Genomic DNA, 17,115 nt, shown 5'->3' with positions numbered 1-17,115 from the left:
TTGGAATTCAGGCCTGTCGGGAATCATATGTGGTTCTGTTTTGTCGGATAAAGCTTGAGATTTTTGAATGATCGCTTTTGAAAAAGTCCCGCGGTGTTGTGAGTACGTACTCGCGGAAAACTCTACAAAAGTGTGCTTGGTCATAATATCCGGCTTCTGAAGCCAGTTGTGCAAGTGGTACTTCTTCCTCGCTCATAACGATGGATACGACGTAGTTAAATTGCACTGCTCGGCAGAAGAATTTCGGTGGCACGCCGACAATAGACTGAAAATGCTCGCGAAATGATCTGTCTGAGGTATGCAGGTGCTTGGCAAGTTCACCAAGCTTTACATCTCCGCTGGCCCCTTCAATCTGCCTGACGGCTTCAGTTACAAAGTCTGGTGCCCGAATTGCCTTGCTTGCCTGATCCTTCAGTAATTCGCAAAGCCCCTCTACATAGCCGTCAATCTGGAGTGGCTTAAGCCGCTCTGTCATTGCACGGTCGAATTGCGGTGCAAGCAAGGCTACGGGCACCGTGGTATTGACCAGCTTGTCTCCTGGTATGCCGAATAATTCATAAAGGCCTGTTGCAGTAAATTCGGTAAGGAGATGGCCGATGTGACCGGTCCAGCGGACCTCAGCATTGGTTTTGAGAAGCTGGCCGCTGAAGTGATTCATAGGCATTGGCATTTCTGGAACCGGGACACCATTTACAACTGCAACTTCGAACCCCTGCCAGATATGTCCAAGTAAGGGATAACCAGTTGGTGGTGCTGCGATGCTGAGCCGGTCTATTGACTGGTTGGCCAGGTAAATGCCGCGCACATAGCGGTTCAGTGTCTCGGGTACTGGATAGAAATTATAATGCTCGATAACAAAATCTCCGGTTGATTTTCCGTTTTTTACAATACGCAGAATTTAACGCACCTGTATAGGCAATTGGGTTGTTTAAACCTATTCAGGAGTTTTCAAATGACCCTAAAACGCTTGATTTTAAACGGTGTCTGGAGTGTGCTCGCCGCCCTGCTCTGTCTGTCTTCACTCAGCCTGGGTACGCAAGCCAAGGAACTACCACCGATCAGAGATCTGATTGGTCAATCCATCTGCAATATCTGGCCAACAGCACCAAAGTGTCCGACTGTTCAATGTCCTCCATTATGCCTCAGCAAACCGGAGCGATCCTTTCGGTCGCAGGCAAAATGGTTGGACAAACGGATCAGTCAAGCTGGCATCAAGGCAAGCAGAAACAAAAAACGTGTGACTTTAGAGTCCCGAAATCGATCCGCTAAGGCGATTCTTGATGTCCTGAAGATGGAAAAGAGGGGTGATGCGACACGTATGATCTATCGTGGTCAGCTGGCTGGGCAGACCTATAGATGGAGCGTGACCTATTTCCCCAAAGGCAATCGTGTTGAGGTGGGCAGAAAGGGAGAGCAACAATTCAAGCGCTTTATCGCTTCATCCCGGAAAGCCTTTCCCAACGAAATCCGTACCATTGTCGGGGACAAAGGGCGTGGTCCGGTGAATGGTGATACGGGTGATCGTATTTTCTGCGGCGTTCTGGGGATTCTTCTAGCGGAAAATCCACCTGCTGCTGCCGGAGTCTATGCGCTCTGCGAATGGTTTGCTTCAAACGGCCTTGATTGAGTTAATCCAGTTCCCGGGTCTTCAGGAACTGGATATCCGGGTTCTTTTCAGTGGTGTAGTTGAGCTCCCAGGGGCTTTTTGACAAAAACACCGGGCGGTCGTCTCGATCATGCACGATGTTGTTCCGGTTTGCGTCCAGGAAAGCCTTCAGCTTGATGGGATCATCCGCCTTGACCCAGTTGGCGAGCTGATAAGGGATTGGCTCGTAGGAAATATCGATCTTGTATTCCGCCTTGCCGCGATCGGCGAGAACGTCAAGCTGCAGGATGCCGACCACGCCGACAATCCAGTTTGACCCAATTGCTGGCTTGAAGACCTGGATAAGGCCTTCTTCGGCGAAATCTTCCAGAGCTGACCGAAGCTGTTTGATCCGGGTTGAATCGCCCAGACGGACCCGGCGCAGGATTTCCGGCGCGAAGGCAGGAAGGCCGGTGAACTTAAGAGCCTCGCCTTCTGTGAACGTATCGCCGACGCGGACAGTACCGTGGTTTGGAATGCCGATTACATCACCAGGTGAGGCATCATCAGCGATCTCGCGATCCTGAGCGAGAAAGAAGATCGGGCTGTGCATCTGCACGTCCTTGCCCGTGCGCACCTGTTTCAGCTTCATGCCGCGTTTGAAGCTGCCGGAACACAGCCGCATAAAGGCCACACGGTCCCGGTGGTTCTTGTCCATATTGGCCTGAACCTTGAATATAAAACCGGAGACCTTGTCCTCTGCTGGCTCTACAGACCGGCTTGCTGCCTGACTCGGTCGCGGTTCAGGCGCGTTCTTGACGATGAAGTTGATCAGCGGCTCGATGCTGTAATCCTTCAGCGCGCTGCCGAAAATCACCGGTGTCAGATGGCCTTCGCGATAGGAGGTCAGATCGAATTCCGGATAACCGGCCACAGCCAGCTCGGCATTCTCCCGCATGGGCTCCAGAATGCCGGACGGAACCAGATCATCAAGCTGGCTGTCATCCAGGCCGGAACAGGCAATCTTGGTGTCATAGCCGCCACCCTGACGGCTGGAGGTGTGGTAGATGTTATTGACGAGGTCGTAGCAACCCTTGAAGTCGGTGCCCATGCCAACAGGCCAGACCATCGGGGTGACATCAAGTGCCAAAGCTTCCTGGATCTCGTCCATCACTTCGAACGCATCGCGACCTTCGCGGTCCACTTTGTTGACGAAGGTGATGATGGGAATATCGCGCAGGCGACAGACTTCAAACAGCTTGCGGGTCTGGCTTTCGATACCCTTGGCAGCGTCGATCACCATGATGGCGGAATCGACGGCGGTCAGAGTACGATAGGTGTCCTCACTGAAGTCTTCGTGGCCCGGCGTATCAAGCAGATTGCAGGTCTTGCCATCATATTCAAACGTCATCACCGAACTGGTGACAGAGATGCCGCGTTCCTGCTCGATCTTCATCCAGTCGGAGCGGGCCCGGCGGGCATCGCCACGGGTTTTCACGGCGCCGGCCATGCGAATGGCGCCACCGGTCAACAGTAGTTTCTCTGTCAGGGTAGTCTTACCGGCGTCCGGATGCGAGATGATCGCAAAGGTGCGGCGGGTCTTGTATTCGGACGACATGGCAAGCTCGTTCTGGATTGGAAGAGAATTCAAGCGCCGTGTTTACTCCGGCAGCTCTCTCTTGCCAAGTGCCGCCTGGTGTTATCGCGCCATGGCGTGATATTCAGCGTTGGGGCGCATGTCGATGGCGGATGCCATACGGTTGGTCATGTTGAAGAAGGATGCGACGGCGGCAATATCCCATATTGTCCGGTCATCAAAGCCCTGCTTGCGCAAGGCCTCGCGATCCTCTTCCTCAATGTCGGAAGAGGCTTTTGTCATTTTGGCTGCAAAATCCAGCATGGCGCGATGCCGTTCAGACAGATGGGCGGCCTTGTAGTTCATCACCATCAGTTCACCCAGAGCGGGATCGCTTGAGAGTTGCCGGACAGCAGCACCGTGAGCCGTCAGGCAATAATAGCATTTGTTGATGCTTGAGACGACAACGGCAATCATTTCCCGCTCAAGCTTGCTAAGAGCTGAATCCCCCAGCATCAAATCATTGTAGAAATCTGTGAACGCGCGCAGCTTGGTCTCATCAAATGCATAGGCTTTCAGCACGTTGGGTATAAGGCCGAGCTTCTCTTCACACTTGGCAAAATAGCCTCGAGTCTCGTCGCTCATGGGGCCTGATGGTGCAATTTTGAGCGCGGTTGCGGGCTCTCCATCCGGGGCCTGATTCTGGATCTTGTCGGGCATGAGATCTCCTCGCGCATTGGTAACGGTTCGTTAGACGGTTATCCTCGAAGCTGCATCAAAATGCTGTTTCGGCTGAGATTGAACAGGTTGGTGTTTCTTTCCGCCGCAATTAAGCTAGACTTTCGTATGAGGACAATGATCGGGGAGAATCATCCATGGCGAGTGAAGCGAATAAGGACCGTTTGATCGACAAGGCGAAGGCCAGTGCAGAAGGCCGCCGTGGTCAGCCGGATGACCTACCCGGTTTTCTGAATGAGCTTTTTTCCGCTGCTCCTGAAGAGGATGTTCTACCCTATGGTGCTGAAGAACTTGCTGAACTTGCCATAGAAGCACGAGAGTTCGTTGCCAGCGCACGCAAGTCCAGCCATGCCATTCGCGTTTACAATCCGCACTTCCCGGATCTGGAAGGAACCCAGCATGAACAGGTTACCGTTGTTGAGGTTCTCAACGACAATATGCCGTTCCTTGTTGATTCGGTTCTGGGTGCTCTTCAGCATGCAGGTGCTGATATCCGTCTTGTGGTGCATCCGATCCTCTGTGCTGCCCGTAACAAGGCAGGCAAGCTGACAGAGCTCAGTTTCTCCTCTGATGAGGATGAAGATGCCGGACGTATTCGTGAGAGCTTCATCCATATTCATGTGGAACGGATGGAGGTCGGGTCTGACCGGGATGCGCTTGCTGAGCTGCTCAACACGGTTATGGCAGAAGTCCGCAGTGCGGTTACTGACTGGCCGTCCATGGTCAAACGACTTGATCAGGCCATTGAAGACTACAAGACCAATCCACCACCCATGCCGGTGGAGGAAATTGCCGAGGCCCTGCACTTCCTGCAATGGCTGGCGGATAACAATTTCACGTTCCTTGGCATGCGCGAATATATCTTCAAGGATGAGGGTGATATTGCCGATCTGATCCAGGGAGATGAGCCGGGTCTTGGTCTGTTGAGCAACCCGGATGTCCGTGTTCTCCGGCGTGGCAAGGAGCTGGTCAGCATTACTCCGGAAGTTCTTGAATTCCTGAAACGGCCCGAGCCGCTGATCGTTGCCAAGGCCAATGTGCGGACCATGGTCCATCGTCGAGCCTATATGGACTATATCGGCGTCAAGATTTTCGATGAATCCGGTAAGCTGAGTGGTGAGCTGCGGATTGTCGGCCTGTTTACCTCAACGGCCTATACGCGTTCTGCGCGGCGTATTCCGTTCCTGAGACGCAAGCTTGAGCATGTTATCCATAAGTCGAAATATGATGCAGACAGCCATTCCGGCAAGGCGCTGATCAATATTCTTGAATCCTATCCGCGGGATGAATTGTTCCAGGTTGATGCCGACACCCTGTCCGGTTTCGCCATGGCTATCCTGCAGCTTGAGGAGCACCCGCGTATCCGGGTTCTGGCGCGCCGTGACCGGTTTGACCGCTATGTGTCTGTTCTGGTTTATGTGCCGCGTGATCGCTATACGTCCGAAGTTCGCGAGCGGGTGGGCAATTATCTGAAATCTGTCTATGACGGGCGACTCTCGGCCTATTACCCGTCTTTCCCCGAAGGATCTCTGGCCCGGGTACATTTTATTATCGGTCGTGATGGCGGAGAGACGCCTAATCCGAGCCGCGATGAGCTGGAAGCGGAGGTCTCCAATATTGTCAAGACGTGGGCGGATCGCCTGCGGGTTGCCCTCTATCAGGACTATGATCCTGTCGAGGCCCGTCTGCTTCTGACCCGCTATGCGGATGCGTTCTCGGCGGCTTATGTGGAAGCCTATCCGATTGAGGCTGCCGTTTCTGATCTGTGCATTGCCGAGCGCCTGCGCCGGTCCGGAGAGACGGAGATCAAATTTTACAGACGGCCTCAGACCGACAGAAACGAGGCCTCTCTGAAAGTCTTCAGTGCGGGGCAGCCGGTTCCTCTGTCAGACCGTATCCCGGTTCTTGAGAATATGGGCTTCCGCGTCATTGACGAGCGGACCTATGAGCTTAATCCCGATGGGGACGATGCGGCTATCTTCATTCATGACATGACGCTGGTGCGTCCGGATGGTGGAGAAATTGATGTGTCCGGCATGCGGGACCGCTTCGAAGCCTGCTTCCTTGCAATCTGGACCGGCCAGGCTGAGGATGACGGGTATAATGCGCTCGTGACCCGGACCGATCTGGACTGGCGTGCTGTCGCTGTTTTGCGGACGATTTCCCGTTATCTGCGTCAGGTCCGCATTCCTTATTCCCAGGATTATATGTGGACGACACTTGGTCGCTACAACGCCATTGCATCCCGGATCTGGGAGCTGTTTGAAGCCCGCTTTGATCCGGCAAAGACCGGTCGGGAGAAGGCCACGGACCGTATCCAGCAGGAGATTGCCGCTGAACTTGAGGCCGTTGACAGCCTTGATGATGACCGAATCCTGCGCCGGTTTGAAAATGTGGTCATGTCGACCCTGCGGACGAATTTCTTCCATGCTCCGAAAGAGGACCCGTCCCTTCAGACCATTGCTTTCAAGATTGATCCGCGTGCCGTTGATGAAATGCCGGATCCCAAGCCGTTCCGGGAGATCTTTGTTTATTCTCCTCGGGTCGAAGGGGTCCACCTGCGCTTTGGTGAAGTTGCCCGTGGCGGTCTGCGCTGGTCTGATCGTCCGCAGGATTTCCGGACTGAAGTCCTGGGTCTGGTGAAAGCTCAGCAGGTCAAGAATGCGGTGATCGTTCCGGTTGGTGCAAAGGGCGGCTTCGTGCCGAAGCAATTGCCGGTCGGCGGCAGCCGGGATGAGTTTTTTGCCGAAGGGACCGAGGCGTACAAGGTCTTTATCGGCAGCCTGCTTGAGATCACGGATAATCTTGATGGTCAGACTGTTCTTCCACCAGAACGGACCATCCGCCACGATAATGATGACCCGTATCTGGTTGTCGCAGCCGATAAGGGTACGGCTACCTTCTCTGATACGGCCAATGCGATTTCCCAGTCCAAAGACTTCTGGATGGATGATGCTTTTGCTTCTGGCGGGTCTGCGGGCTATGACCATAAGAAAATGGGTATTACGGCCCGTGGTGGCTGGGAGGCTGTGAAGCGTCATTTCCGGGAAATGGATCATGATATCCAGACCGAACCGTTCACGGCTATCGGTGTTGGAGACATGTCCGGCGATGTGTTCGGCAATGGCATGCTTCTGTCCAAGGCCACCAAGGTGGTCGCTGCCTTTGATCACCGGGATATTTTCATTGACCCGGATCCGGATCCGGCCAAAAGCTGGGTTGAGCGGAAACGGCTCTTTGATATGGGCCGTTCCAGCTGGCAGGACTACGATACGTCGCTGATTTCAAAGGGTGGCGGGGTTTTCTCACGCGCCGAGAAATCCATTACACTCAGCAAGGAGATCAAGGCTCTTCTCGGCCTGGATGCTGACAAGACAACCCCTCAGGAGCTGATGAAGGCTATTCTCCGGTCCCATGCAGATCTGTTGTGGTTTGGCGGTATCGGCACCTATATCCGTGCCAATGATGAGACAGATCTCGAAGTTGGCGACCGGGCCAATGACGCGATACGCATCACGGTTGATGAGCTCAATGTCAAGGTGATCGGTGAAGGTGCCAATCTCGGTGTTACACAGAAGACCCGTATTGCCTTCAACCTCCGTGGTGGCCGATGCAATTCCGACGCCATCGATAACTCGGCCGGTGTGAACTCATCTGACGTTGAGGTGAATATCAAGATTGCGCTTGGTGCCGCCGTGCGCCAGGGTAAGCTCGACATCCCGAGCCGGAACGTGCTGCTTGAAGACATGACCGAAGAAGTGGCTGCGCTGGTTCTGCGGAACAACTACCTGCAGACTCTGGCTATTTCTCTCGACGAGCGGCGTGGCATGGAGGATTTCGGCTATCAGGTCCGGTTCATGCAGGGACTTGAAGCGCGCGGGCTTCTCAATCGTCAGGTGGAGGAACTGCCGGACAATGCCGAGCTGATTGATCGGGAACAGAAGGGAGTTCCGCTGACCCGTGCCGAGATAGGCGTGCTGCTCGCCTATGCCAAGCTCACTCTCTATGATGACCTGCTGGCCAGTGACGTGCCGGATGATCCCTATCTCTCCAAAGAGCTGGTGCGTTATTTCCCGTCGCAGATGCAGAGCACCTATTCTGATGAGATTGAGGCGCATCGCCTGCGTCGCGAGATCATTGCCACCATGCTGGCCAATTCCATGATCAACCGCGGCGGTCCGACATTCCTCACCCGTGTGGTGGATCAGACCGGTGCGACTGCTCCGGATGTGGTGCGTGCCTTTGCAGCGGTGCGTGACGGATTTGACCTTCTGGCGCTTAATCTGAAGATTGATGCACTGGATACGAAGATTCCGGGTGCAGTCCAGCTGGCGCTCTATCAGGCGGTCCAGGAAGTGGTGCTCAACCAGACCACCTGGTTCCATCGCAATATCGACTTCAGTGACGGTCTGTCAGAAGTTGTTGGTCGGTTCCGTAAGGCGGTTGATACCCTTCTTCCTAAAATTGACACATATCTGCCGGACTATCTGGTCGGGGCTGTCACAGAGGAGATCAAGGGATATGAAGCTGTGGGCGTTCCAACCGACCTCGCGCGTCATATTGCGCTTCTTCCGGTTCTCGGCTTTGTTCCGGACATGCTGATCGTGTCTGAACGGACAGGCAAGCCACTCACCAAAGTGGCAGAGGTCTACTTTGCGATTGCCGGATACTTCCAGATTGGCCGGATCGATGCTCTGGCCCGGAAGCTGGAAGTTGCCGACTATTATGATGGTCTGGCTCTTGACCGGGCGCGGAATGCACTGGCTGATGCTCACCGAAACATCACCACTGAGGTGCTGGCGATGAAAGGCGGCTTTGACGCCTGGATTAACAGTCAGGGCGAGCGTGTTGGCAGAACGCGCGAAACGGTGGCCGGTGTGACAGAAGGAGATGCGCCGACCGTATCGAAATTCGCGGTTGCTGCTGGCCTTCTTGCCGATCTGGCTCGAGCCTAGGTCATGGCTTAAATGAATTCTGTGCCGCCCCGGAAACGCGCCATTGGTAGCTGGTTGTTGTTTGACTGGGCGGCACAGCCGTTTTTTACCCTCATAACGACATTTGTTTTTGCGCCTTATTTTGCGTCCCGTTTGGCTGATAGCCCGGCAGACGGGCAGGCTCTCTGGGGATGGGCTGCCGGTATTGCAGGCCTGATCATTGCTCTCCTGAGCCCTGTTCTGGGCGCTGCTGCGGACTGCTCAGGCAGGCGAAAGCCCTGGATTTTCGCCTTTTCCGTTGTGCTGATTTTCTCTTCACTGGCTTTGTGGTGGGGAATACCTGGCCAGGATGGCTCCATCGGTCTTGTGCTCGTGGCCTTTGTTGCAGGTACGGTTGCTGTTGAATTTGCTGTGGTCTTCACCAATGCCATGATGCCATCGCTTGCGCCGCGTGAGCAGTGGGGGCGTCTGTCCGGTTATGGCTGGGCTGCGGGATATGTCAGCGGATTGATCTGTCTTGTTCTGGTTCTTGGCCTGATGATTGGTCGAGAGGAGACCGGTCTGACTCTGCTTGGTTTTGAGCCGCTTTTTGGGCTTGATCCGGCTTTCGCAGAAGGTGACAGGGCATCAGGTCCGTTTACGGCGCTCTGGTATGCTGTCTTTGTCATACCGCTGTTTCTGTTTGTTCCGGACGGTTCCGGACGAGCGCGCTTCCTTGCCAGTCTGAGAGAGGGGTATCAGATCACACTCCTGTCTATCCGGCAGGCCAGAAAACACCGGAATGCCTTCACCTATCTGATTTCCCATATGATCTATGCGGACGGGCTGGCGGCCATGTTTGCCTTTGGCGGCATCTATGCAGCCCTTGTGTTTGGGTGGCAAACCATTGAGGTGGGTCTGTTCGGCATTCTTCTCACCATTACCGGAACAATCGGTGCGGTTCTCGGTGGTATTGCAGATGACAGATATGGCCCGAAGCCGGTCGTGCTTGTATCGATCGTAATTCTCATTGTCAGTGCTGTTCTGCTCTTGTCCCTGCAGCCGGATAAAGTGCTCTGGATTGTCTCTGTACCAGAAGGCGGCGAGGGGCTTTTTACAGGCCTCTCCGAGCAGGTTTTCCTGCTGGTCGGCGGCTTTATCGGTGCTGCATCAGGCCCGCTTCAGTCTGCCAGCAGAACCCTGATGGCGCGCATTGCGCCTGAAGACCAGAGAACACAGTTTTTCGGGCTTTATGCCCTGTCGGGCAAACTGACCAGTTTTCTCGGTCCCTTTGCCGTTGCCACGGTTACAGCGGTAACAGGTGATGTGACATTGGGCGTGGCTGTTCTGGTTATCTTTCTTGTTGTTGGTTTTCTCGGCCTCCTGCGGGTTGAGGCGGTATAGAAAAAGCCGGGCATTGCCCGGCTTCCGCATGTTGAGAATGACAAGCTCGCGCAAAACAGATTCTTAAAGCACCGCTGCCAATTCAGGTTGAAGGCCTGGTGCTTTAGTGTCTGAAATGCCGGGTGCCGGTGAAGACCATGGCGAGGCCTGCCTCGTCTGCTGCGGCAATGACATCGTCATCACGCATGGACCCACCCGGCTGAATGATGGCGGTTGCACCGGCTTCTGCTGCGGCCAGCAAACCATCCGCAAATGGGAAGAAGGCGTCTGATGCCACAACGGAGCCGATAGCGAGGCTTTCTGAAAGCCCGGCAGCCTCAGCTGCATCCATGGCCTTGCGTGCTGCGATGCGGGATGAATCCACCCGGCTCATCTGGCCTGCGCCAATACCAACGGTCGCCCCGTCCTTTGCGTAGACAATGGCATTGGATTTGACGTGCTTGGCGACACGGAAGGCGAAGGTCATGTCTGCCATTTCCTGAGCCGATGGTGCCCGCTTTGTAACAACATTGAGGGTCATGTCATCGACAGAGGCGTTGTCTCGGGACTGAACCAGCAGTCCGCCAGCAACGCTCTTGGTCATCAGACCGGCAGCGCGTGGGTCCGGCAGGCCGCCTGTGAGCAGCAGGCGGAGATTCTTCTTTTCAGCCAGAAGCGCCTTTGCGTCGTCATCTGCATCCGGTGCAATAATGACCTCGGTGAAAATCTTGACGATTTCCTCAGCCGATGCGGCATCCAGTGTGCGGTTGAGGGCGATAATGCCACCGAAGGCAGATACTGGATCGCACCTGAATGCGGTCTCATAGGCTTCTTTCAGTGTTGCCGCTTCTGCAACACCACATGGATTGGCATGCTTGATGATGGCCACGGCGGCCGTCCGGGCCGGATCAAACTCCGAGACCAGCTCAAAGGCGGCATCAGTGTCGTTGATGTTGTTGTAAGACAGCTGCTTGCCCTGGATCTGCGTGGCGGTAGCCACACCGGGACGGGCATCGCCGTTGGTGTAGAACGCAGCAGCCTGGTGCGGGTTCTCTCCATAGCGCATGACTTCCGCCAGCGTGCCGCCAACGGCCCTGTGGGTTGGTGCTGCAATCTCAAGAGTGGACGCAAACCAGTTGGAAATTGCCGCGTCATAGGCTGCCGTACGGGCATAGGCTTTGGCTGCCAGTTCCTGGCGCAGACGATAGTCCACTGTGCCGGATGTCTTGTCCATGGCATCGAGAACGCGGGCATAGTCTGCCGGGTCTGTCAAAACGGTCACATAGGCGTGGTTTTTTGACGCCGCGCGGATCATTGCCGGGCCGCCAATATCGATATTCTCCACACCGGTCGCATAGTCTGCGCCTGCTGCAATGGTTTTTTCAAACGGGTAGAGGTTAATGGCGACGAGGTCGATGCCATGAATATCATGCTCGGACATGGCTGCTGCATGGTCGGCATCATCGGGAATGCCCAGCAGGCCGCCATGTACTTTTGGATGCAGGGTTTTTACGCGCCCATCCATGATTTCCGGAAAGCCGGTCACTTCTGAGATGTCCTTGACCGGAATCCCCGCATCCTCAATTGCTTTCCGGGTGCCGCCGGTAGAGATCAGCTCGACATCGTGCTTGTGAAGGGCTGCTGCAAAATCGGTAATACCGGTTTTGTCGGAAACAGAGAGAAGCGCCCGCCGGATGCGGACTGTTTCAGGCGGAGTGATGTGCTTGGATACAAGAGACATGGAGGGACCCGGATCTGACAGGATGATGGCGCAGGCGATAGCACGAATAACCGTTGAGACCAAGTGATCGGAGGTGAAATCTGGCGGGAAATACTCAGACTTTGGTTGCTGATGTCCCGTCCGGCCGTAATGCGACGTGCCTCAAGTTGAGGATTGATCCTGACTGTCGCCTTGACCGGTTTCCAGAGGCAACTGGGCTGTTTCGCTCTCAGGTGTCGATGGTCTTGTCTGTCTCGGGTTTTCCGCGGACAGGTTCTGAAGAGACCAGTCGATGATGGTTTCATGCCCGACCGTGGAGTTGATGACGATCTGCATGGTCCGCCTTGGGCCTGTCAGGCCGGAGAGATAGACACTTTCCTCAAGCATCGTGTCCATATTTTCTGCCGTAAACTGCCAGCCTGTACCGTCCGGCAGGGTCAGAAGGATTGTGCCGCCTTCTGACCGGGCAGCCTTGATCGCCGGGTGAAGGTGAAAGCGGGCAGTAAACGATGTGCGTTCTGACTTCTCGGATTTTGGCCGTCGGATGATATCCCGTGCCAACAGAAACTGCCCTGAACTGTCGACAGTGATTTCCCGGTCATGTGTCAGATTATAACGCGTGCTATAGCCGTCGTGAGATGCGCGAATGATTGTTCTGTCCTGCCTGTCTTCGCGCCCCAGCGGCACGTTGCGAGGCCCGGATGTGATGGCCTTGGTGTTGCCACCTGGCAATCCCGGAGCTGATGCAAAGGAACAGGATGATGTATCACCAACGGTAATTGTTGAATGGGCGGCTGTGGACCGGGCAATATGCTGCCAGTCCTTGTTATGATGCGACGGCGCGCCACAATTCACGATAATCTGCTGTCTGCCACTGCTGAATTCAAAAGACAGGCATCCTGCATGAGCAAGGGACGAATACTGGATAGGCGGCGGTGTTCCCGTATCCATGATCAGACAGGCAGACCCGGCTGTAACTCTCTGGTATCCTGAAAAAGTAGCATTGGAGAGCGGTTGGCCGCGGGCATCATCATAAGCCAGGATCGTGGCGATCAGATCGGTCTGGGTGGCACCAGTGCCGTTGAAATGGGCAAAATTGCCGTCCCCATGCCGGAAAAAGCGCAGCATCGGAATCATACGGTCTATGCAGCGCTGCATGACATCTGTGGCACCGGACCCTTCTGCTGTGTAGGTCTGCCGCAAGGGCAGCATGTCTGCCAGAATGTCTATCAGAGCAGAAGGATCGCGACTGACATGGCCGCCATCGTTCAGGATCTGCTTTTCGAGTTCCGCATCCAGTCGCCGCTGGCTGGACCGGATGAATTTTCGCTGACTGCTGATGGCCAGAGATGCGAAACAAAGGGCAATGGCAATCTTCAGCCTTGGCAAACCGGGCTCTGATCGCCCGGCGATCTGGCGCAGATAGCGAACCTGGCGGGTCACCGATTTGACAAAGGCGCTATAGGTTGCGTGATCCGCATCCTTCAGGATCATCGGTGACTGGGACAGCCAGACAATAACCCGCCTTGCTGTGGCTTCGGGCTCCCAGGCCTGATCGCTCCAGGTGCTGTGCGTTTCAATCCAGTCCATCACAAGTGCTTTGGCATTTGTGGAGGCAAGGGCACTGTCAGAGGAGCGGAGATGGCGCAGCCAGCTGAATGTGTGGAGAGCCTGAGCCCATTCGGGAGAAGGGGGATTTATGCGAAAAACCGAACGGCCGGGCGTCTCGACAACCTGACCGGACAAGGCAAAGCGCCCTGAATAGATATCAGCGGCGATGGTGGGATCACTTGTCCTGAGGTCCTGCGGAGCAAAGAGCAAGGTGCCGTTTGAACCACCACCCAGCCGCCATTGCAGAAATGGTCCATATTGCAGGAACGCAACCACATTTCGCAGAATTCGGCCACCAACAAGGCCGAGCAGCCGAAACCGTTCTGTCAGAGACGCGGTTGCCATACGCTTTTAAACACCTCCCAGGTGATCTGCCAGTCTGCCCGTAACGCGCGAATCACCGTTTACTTGCTGTAAACTATAACAGATGAGTCCAATTCATCGAACGGGCAAGCACCACATGATCGGGGATAATGGGTGCATCTTCCTGCTTATGTGGCCTTCTTTCTAAGCCGTGCAACAAAGAAGCCGTCCATGCCGGACAGGCGCGGGTCCTCTTCATGGGCATAGTGGAAGGGCAGCGCCCTGACATAGCCTTCTTCGGTTACGCATTCTTCCAGGCCCGGAAGTTCGACAGGCCTGATCGGATCAAGCTCCATACCCGCCTGTTGGCGAAGGAAGGTATCGATCTGGTCTTCGCCTTCCTCTGTCTGGAGAGAGCAGGTGCAGTAGATCAGTGTGCCACCCGGTTTCAGCCATGAGACGGATCTGCCCAGAAGGTCAGCCTGAACACCAGCCAGTTTTTCAACATCTGTGGCCTGCTTGGTGTGAAGCAGGTCCGGGTGTCGTCTGATTGTGCCGGTAGCAGAGCAGGGTGCATCAAGCAGAATAGCATCAAAATCAGAGTGTGGCTGCCATTTCCGCAGGTCCGCTTCGACGATGTCGACGTTAAGCTTGAGACGGTCGAGATTGTCTGTGAGCCGTTTAAGCCGCTTTCCGGAAATGTCGATCGCCGTTACAACAGCACCGCCAGCAGCAAGCTGTGCCGTTTTCCCGCCTGGTGCTGCACACAGATCGGCAACATGTTTGCCGGACAGGTTTGGAATTAATTTAGCTGGCAAACTTGATGCCAGATCCTGCACCCACCACAAGCCATTCTCATATCCGGGCAGATGATCGATACGGCCACCGGTCAATGTTCTTACAGATGATGAATTGGCGCGGTCACAGGGGAAGCTGCATATCTCTACATCACTGATATTCTTGAAAGATATATCAAGAGCCGGTTCGTTCAATATCGCTGCAGCAATAGAATTCGTTCGTGCTTTTCCGTATTTTATTAGCCAGCTATTTAATAGCCAATCCGGAATGTTTGATTCGTTACCGAAACCGTTATCTTTGAGCCAATTCATGCCTTCTCTCTGTGCTCTTCTGAGGAGCGCATTGACGAGACCCTTGAAGGGCCGGAAGGCCTTGGCACGGGCGGTAATCTCCACAGCGCTGTTGAGTGCAGCGTGAGCCTGGCTTTCAAGGAACAGAAGTTCGGCAATCCCGGCGCGCAGGATGATCCGCAGACCCTCTGTGCGTGGAGGCAGCGGCTTTGACAGAAACCCGTCGATCAGATGATCAATCTGTCCCAGCCGTCGCAAGGTGCTCATGACGATTGCGCGGGAAAAGGCGCGGTCCCGTCCGTCCAGTGCCTTGTAGGGGCCATCACTGAACGTGCGCTCAAGACTTTGATCCAGCAACAGCTTCCTGTGCAGAACATCAGCCAGAACGGCATGGGCTGCCTGGCGGACGGCCAGACCGGCTGGAGCGTCTCCGCGCGATGTCGGCTTTTCCCGACTGGAGGATTGGGTGCGTTTTGTCATGGGCTCTTTAAGCACAGAGCCGCAGCCTTGGCCACTCTTTCAATTGTGAGGGAAGCGGTTCATCCCCAGGGGCCGTTCCGGGAGCTGGACGGGCTATCATCGTAATTGGACCGGCCGGACTGAGCCCAGGGTCCGGACGTATTGTTGTCGTGTTCCTCAGGTGCGTCGTCCTGCCAGGGCTGATCAAAGTCCTCTTCACTCATCGCGATGAGAGCCTCAATCCGGTTGTCAGTATTGGGATGGGTAGAAAACAGGCCATCCATATTCCGCCCGCTGAGCGGATTGATGATGAACATATGGGCTGTAGCCGGATTGCGTTCAGCATCTTCATTGGGGATCTGCATGGTGCCGCCTGCGATCTTTTTCAGGGCTGAGGCCAGCCAGAGGGGGTGACCGCAGATTTCAGCACCCAGTCTGTCGGCGGCATATTCTCGTGTGCGGCTGATGGCCATCTGAACCAGCATGGCCGCCAATGGCGCAATAATGGCTGCTGCGAGAACGCCGATAAAGCCGAGGGGATTGTTGTTGCTGCGGGAGCCGCCGAAAAACAGGCCGAAATTGGCGAGCATGGAAATGGCACCGGCCAGTGTGGCCGTCAGTGTCATGATCAGCGTGTCGCGGTTTTTGATATGCGCCAGCTCATGGGCCATGACACCGGCCACTTCTTCATAACTGAGGCGGTCGAGCAGGCCCGTTGTTGCGGCAACAGCTGCATTTTCCGGATTTCTGCCGGTGGCGAATGCATTGGGCTGAGCGTTGTTGATGATGTAGACCTTCGGCATCGGTAGATTGGCGGCCTCGGCCAGCCGACGGTTGATTTCGTAGAATTCCGGCGCCTGCCGCTCATCCACTTCCACCGCCCCATGCATACGGAGAACCATCTTGTCGGCATTCCAGTAGCTGAACAGGTTCATGCCGGCAGCCACCACAAGGGCGATCATCATGCCCGCCTCGCCGCCTATGAGGAAACCGGCCCCCATGAACAGGGCGGTCATGGCTGCAAGCAGAAGTGATGTACGGAAGAAATTCATATGTCTCGACCCTTATGCCTTGGCAGGATTAGACGGAGTAATCAGTTTCGCCTATATGATGGGTATGAATGGAGCCGGACGCAAGCACAGGAACGAGAGAGGTCCCCATGTCAGATGACCGGAACAGCCAGCCTGTTGAGGCCAAGCCCGCGCAACCTGAAAAACGGTTTGAGGACCTCCCGCCTGCTGCACAACGTGCTTTGAAAGAAGCGGAAGGCCGCCGTCGCGAGCGGGATACGGCACTGGCTAAATCTCCGCCTGCCAAAGAGATAAACGGGCGCGGCGGATTGGACCCGGCTCGCTATGAGGACTGGGAAGTCAAAGGCATTGCGGTTGATTTCTGACCGTTGTCCTATTCGGCAAACTTGTTCATGGCCCGGGCCATGCGGGCATCAAGCTCGGTCAGGCCATTGGCAGAATGTGTGGTGAGCACCACATCCACCCGATTATAGACATTTGACCATTCCGGATGGTGATCTATCTTTTCCGCCAGAAGGGCAGATCGTGTCATAAACCCGAATGCTTCGTTGAAGCTCTTGAAGCGGAATTCCTTCTGTATGGCCTCGCGGTGTTCCATCAGGGTCCAGTCTGCCAGTTCGGCCAACAGAACATCCCGTTCATAGTCAGTCAGTCGGTCACGCATGAGACAAGCTCCTCAAATCCGTTTCCAGCCTGTATAAGCTGGTA

At 55.1% G+C, this 17,115-nt stretch carries 12 protein-coding genes; 4 read left to right on the top strand and 8 right to left on the bottom strand.

Going from position 1 to position 17,115, the window contains the following annotated elements; genetic code table 11:
* Positions 1 to 7 precede the first annotated feature (7 nt).
* Positions 8 to 805, bottom strand: coding sequence for a helix-turn-helix domain-containing protein (locus tag RA157_RS06745; RefSeq protein WP_350335704.1), 798 nt, complete (start codon positions 803 to 805; stop codon positions 8 to 10).
* Positions 806 to 1,291: 486 nt separating this feature from the next.
* Between RA157_RS06745 and RA157_RS06740 the strand changes: the two genes are divergently transcribed.
* On the top strand, positions 1,292 to 1,627 hold the full coding sequence (locus RA157_RS06740) for a hypothetical protein (protein ID WP_350335703.1): 336 nt from the start codon (positions 1,292 to 1,294) through the stop codon (positions 1,625 to 1,627).
* Between the two features lies 1 nt (position 1,628).
* Here RA157_RS06740 and RA157_RS06735 read toward each other — a convergent pair whose 3' ends face one another.
* Together RA157_RS06735 and RA157_RS06730 are read right to left on the bottom strand one after the other, a co-directional pair.
* A complete protein-coding gene (locus tag RA157_RS06735; protein ID WP_350336163.1) occupies positions 1,629 to 3,203 on the bottom strand; it encodes a peptide chain release factor 3 in 1,575 nt (524 codons plus the stop codon).
* Between the two features lie 81 nt (positions 3,204 to 3,284).
* Complete coding sequence (locus RA157_RS06730; RefSeq protein ID WP_350335702.1) at positions 3,285 to 3,881, bottom strand: peroxidase-related enzyme; 597 nt, start codon at positions 3,879 to 3,881, stop codon at positions 3,285 to 3,287.
* Positions 3,882 to 4,036: 155 nt separating this feature from the next.
* Here RA157_RS06730 and RA157_RS06725 point away from each other — a divergent pair, with 155 nt between their 5' ends.
* Both RA157_RS06725 and RA157_RS06720 read left to right on the top strand, forming a co-directional pair.
* Positions 4,037 to 8,854, top strand: coding sequence for an NAD-glutamate dehydrogenase (locus tag RA157_RS06725; protein WP_350335701.1), 4,818 nt, complete (start codon positions 4,037 to 4,039; stop codon positions 8,852 to 8,854).
* 12 nt (positions 8,855 to 8,866) lie between these two features.
* Positions 8,867 to 10,216: an MFS transporter gene (locus RA157_RS06720; RefSeq protein WP_350335700.1), complete on the top strand. Its 1,350-nt coding sequence runs from the start codon at positions 8,867 to 8,869 to the stop codon at positions 10,214 to 10,216.
* Positions 10,217 to 10,319: 103 nt separating this feature from the next.
* On the opposite strand, the gene purH is transcribed toward RA157_RS06720, so the two are convergent.
* From purH to htpX, 4 genes are all read right to left on the bottom strand, one after another.
* The gene (purH, locus tag RA157_RS06715; protein WP_350335699.1) at positions 10,320 to 11,936 is read right to left on the bottom strand and encodes a bifunctional phosphoribosylaminoimidazolecarboxamide formyltransferase/IMP cyclohydrolase; all 1,617 of its coding nucleotides are present in this window, start codon (positions 11,934 to 11,936) and stop codon (positions 10,320 to 10,322) included.
* Positions 11,937 to 12,077: 141 nt separating this feature from the next.
* Entirely contained in the window at positions 12,078 to 13,871 is a 1,794-nt protein-coding gene (locus tag RA157_RS06710; RefSeq protein WP_350335698.1) for a heparinase II/III family protein, read from the bottom strand.
* Between the two features lie 146 nt (positions 13,872 to 14,017).
* Positions 14,018 to 15,397, bottom strand: coding sequence for an RsmB/NOP family class I SAM-dependent RNA methyltransferase (locus RA157_RS06705; protein WP_350335697.1), 1,380 nt, complete (start codon positions 15,395 to 15,397; stop codon positions 14,018 to 14,020).
* Positions 15,398 to 15,456: 59 nt separating this feature from the next.
* Complete coding sequence (gene htpX, locus RA157_RS06700) at positions 15,457 to 16,428, bottom strand: zinc metalloprotease HtpX (protein WP_350335696.1); 972 nt, start codon at positions 16,426 to 16,428, stop codon at positions 15,457 to 15,459.
* 107 nt (positions 16,429 to 16,535) lie between these two features.
* On the opposite strand from htpX, the gene RA157_RS06695 reads away from it, so the two are divergent.
* Positions 16,536 to 16,772 (top strand): DUF1674 domain-containing protein, encoded by a 237-nt coding sequence (locus RA157_RS06695; protein ID WP_350335695.1) that lies wholly within the window; start codon positions 16,536 to 16,538, stop codon positions 16,770 to 16,772.
* Between the two features lie 8 nt (positions 16,773 to 16,780).
* On the opposite strand, the gene RA157_RS06690 is transcribed toward RA157_RS06695, so the two are convergent.
* A complete protein-coding gene (locus tag RA157_RS06690) occupies positions 16,781 to 17,071 on the bottom strand; it encodes a 4a-hydroxytetrahydrobiopterin dehydratase (RefSeq protein ID WP_350335694.1) in 291 nt (96 codons plus the stop codon).
* Between the last annotated feature and the right edge of the window lie 44 nt (positions 17,072 to 17,115).

The sequence above is a fragment of the Coralliovum pocilloporae genome (assembly GCF_030845175.1).
Classification (GTDB): domain Bacteria; phylum Pseudomonadota; class Alphaproteobacteria; order Rhizobiales; family Cohaesibacteraceae; genus Coralliovum; species Coralliovum pocilloporae.
The sequence above is the reverse complement of the archived record's forward strand: the minus strand, read 5'-3'. Positions and strand labels throughout refer to the sequence as shown.

Coding starts and splice junctions, on each gene's coding strand:
- RA157_RS06740 (WP_350335703.1), top strand. CDS start 1,292: ATGGAAAAGAGGGGTGATGCGACACGTATGATCTATCGTGGTCAGCTG.
- RA157_RS06735 (WP_350336163.1), bottom strand. CDS start 3,203: ATGTCGTCCGAATACAAGACCCGCCGCACCTTTGCGATCATCTCGCAT.
- RA157_RS06730 (WP_350335702.1), bottom strand. CDS start 3,881: ATGCCCGACAAGATCCAGAATCAGGCCCCGGATGGAGAGCCCGCAACC.
- RA157_RS06725 (WP_350335701.1), top strand. CDS start 4,037: ATGGCGAGTGAAGCGAATAAGGACCGTTTGATCGACAAGGCGAAGGCC.
- RA157_RS06720 (WP_350335700.1), top strand. CDS start 8,867: ATGAATTCTGTGCCGCCCCGGAAACGCGCCATTGGTAGCTGGTTGTTG.
- purH (WP_350335699.1), bottom strand. CDS start 11,936: ATGTCTCTTGTATCCAAGCACATCACTCCGCCTGAAACAGTCCGCATC.
- RA157_RS06710 (WP_350335698.1), bottom strand. CDS start 13,871: ATGGCAACCGCGTCTCTGACAGAACGGTTTCGGCTGCTCGGCCTTGTT.
- RA157_RS06705 (WP_350335697.1), bottom strand. CDS start 15,397: ATGACAAAACGCACCCAATCCTCCAGTCGGGAAAAGCCGACATCGCGC.
- htpX (WP_350335696.1), bottom strand. CDS start 16,428: ATGAATTTCTTCCGTACATCACTTCTGCTTGCAGCCATGACCGCCCTG.
- RA157_RS06695 (WP_350335695.1), top strand. CDS start 16,536: ATGTCAGATGACCGGAACAGCCAGCCTGTTGAGGCCAAGCCCGCGCAA.
- RA157_RS06690 (WP_350335694.1), bottom strand. CDS start 17,071: ATGCGTGACCGACTGACTGACTATGAACGGGATGTTCTGTTGGCCGAA.